General features: G+C 68.7%; 1 protein-coding gene. It reads right to left on the reverse strand.

All coding sequences use genetic code 11. The annotated features are described in order from the left end of the window. Positions 1–2,146 (reverse strand): methyl-accepting chemotaxis protein (locus tag D183_RS0121530; RefSeq protein WP_017910817.1); only part of this gene is annotated, 2,146 nt, incomplete at its 3' end. Positions 2,147–2,560: the final 414 nt, after the last annotated feature.

Genomic DNA, 2,560 nt, shown 5'->3' on the forward strand with positions numbered 1-2,560 from the left:
CCGGGGCCGGCGCGGCTTGCGCAGTCGGCGCGTTGGCGGCCACGCCGTGGTAGGTGTCCAGCTTGAAAGCGGCGATGGCCGCGCCCAACTGGCCGGCCTGTTCCTCCATCGAGCGCGCCGCGGCGGTGGCTTCTTCCACCAGCGCGGCGTTCTGCTGGGTGCTCTCGTCCATCTGCACCACGGTCTGGTTGACCTGCTCGATGCCGGCGGACTGCTCCTGCGAGGCGGCGGCGATCTCGCCCATGATGTCGGTGACGCGGCGCACCGAGGTCACGATCTCGCTCATGGTGCGGCCCGCCTGGTCGACCAGGGCCGAGCCTTCGGCGACGCGGCCCACCGACTCGTCGATCAGCGTCTTGATCTCCTTGGCGGCATTGGCCGAACGCTGGGCGAGGGTGCGCACCTCGGTGGCGACCACGGCGAAGCCGCGGCCCTGATCGCCGGCGCGCGCGGCCTCGACGGCCGCGTTCAGTGCCAGGATGTTGGTCTGGAAGGCGATGCCGTCGATCACGCCGATGATGTCGGCGATCTTCTTCGACGAGGCCTCGATCCCGTTCATGGTGGTGACCACGTGGCCGACCACGTCGCCGCCCTGCGAGGCCACCGCGGCGGCGCCGGCCGCAAGCTGGTTGGCCTGGCGTGCATACTCGGCGTTCTGCTTGACCGTGGAGGTCAGCTCCTCCATCGAGGCGGCGGTGCGCTCCAGGCTGGCCGCCTGCTGTTCGGTGCGGCGCGACAGGTCGCCGTTGCCGCTGGCGATCTCGGTGGAGGCGACATTGATGTTGGCGGCGGCGGCATGGATGCGGCCGACGATCGCCGCCAGCTGCGCGGCGGTGGCGTTGGCGTCGTCGCGCATGCGACCGAACACGCCATGGAACTCGCCGTGCATGCGCGCGGTCAGGTCGCCGGCGGCGATGGCCCGCAGCAGCGTGGACAGCTCGCCCAGGTTGCGGTCGCTGACCTCCATCATCGCGTTGAGATCCTGCACCATCACCCGGAACCCGTACTGGAAACGTTCCGGGTCGCCGCGCGTGCCGAAGGCGCCGGCCGCGGCCGCCTCCGCCAGCTGCTTGATCTGCTCGCTCATCGCGGTCAGGTTCTGCTTGGCCATGTCCATGGTTTCGGTGAGCACGGCCTTCTCGCCGGGCAGGCGGTCCATGTCCTCGGACAGGTCGCCGATCGCATAGCGCTGGATGATCTGCAGCAGGCGCATCTTCACTGCGATGTGCGAGGCCACCAGTTCGTTGGTGCCCTTGACCATCTGCCCGTACTCGCCGGGGAAGGCGTTCTCGTCCATGCGGTAGCTGATGGTGCCGCACGCGTGCTGCCGGGCCATCTCGTCTTGGGCGCGGATCACGCTGTGGATGCGCGAGCGCATGATCAGCATGTCGTCCATCAGCTCGCCGATCTCGTCCTTGCCGTGCGGATAGGTGGCGCCCTCCAGTTCGCCGCGTGCCACCGCCTGCGACAGGCGCTTGGCCGCGTGCAGTTGGCGTGCCATCCCGCGCGCGATCAGCCAGGCGGTGACGCTGGCGAACAGCACGGCCAGCCCGAGCAGCGTCACGATCAGGGTCTTGGTGTTGGCCAGCTGGCTGTCGGCGCGCTCCATCTCCCGGTTCAGTTCGGCGACGTTGTACTGGGTCAGCGCCACGATGCGCTCGAACAGGGTCCGGCGCAGCGTCCGCGACTGGGTGTCGGAGATCTTCTGTGCGCCGGCCACGTCGCCGGCGCGCAGCGCCGCGCCCATCTCGGTGTTGGCCTGCAGGTAGGCCTTCAGCGTCTCCTGCACGCCGGCGTACATCTGCACCTGCTTCTGGTCGCGCATCATCGCGGCGATGACCTGCTGGTTCTTCGCCACCTCCGTGCGCACCTTCTGCATGCGCTTGAAGTAATCGGCCTGGGCCTGGGGATCGCCGGCGCGCGACAGTTGCGCCAGTTCGTAGGTACGGAATTCGCCCAGTTGCGCGCGCACCTCGGCCAGTGCCTGGGTCGCCGGCACCCAATCGTGCTGGATGTGCTTGAGCTCGGCGATGGACAGGTTGGTCCGGGAGTAGGTAAAGCCCCCCAGTACGACCGTCAGCAGCGTGGTCACGGCGAAGGCGAAGATCAGCTTGTCGCGGATTTTCAGGTGCGCAAGTACGTTCATGGGCATTCCATGTGCAGCAGCGGGTTGAAAAAAGGCAGGGGGGCCGGCGGTCAGCCGGCGAAGACGAAGCGGGGCGAGGGCAGCGCTGCGCCAGTGGCGGCGCGCGCAGGCGGGCGGGAACCCATGCCGAACAGGGGCGCGCGTGCGGCGCCGCGGCGCCGCGACGGGAGGGGGGACGATGGCGGATGTCGGCGGCTGGGCATCACGTGCTCCCTGAACGGTCGCGTTGGTGATCCGGCGGTGACGTGCGCGGACCACGAAGCGTGATCCTGATATCGACTAGCGCGGCGATAGCTTGAACCGCGCCGTGGTGCGAATCGGCGTGTCGTGCGTGATTGTTTCTATCGCAACGGTATGGCCGCTCAATCGGCCTCGATGGTCGGGACTGCCGTGCGCACCAGCCGCAGCGGCGCA

Source organism: Xanthomonas sp. SHU 199, assembly GCF_000364665.1.
GTDB classification, from domain to species: Bacteria; Pseudomonadota; Gammaproteobacteria; order Xanthomonadales; family Xanthomonadaceae; genus Xanthomonas_A; species Xanthomonas_A sontii.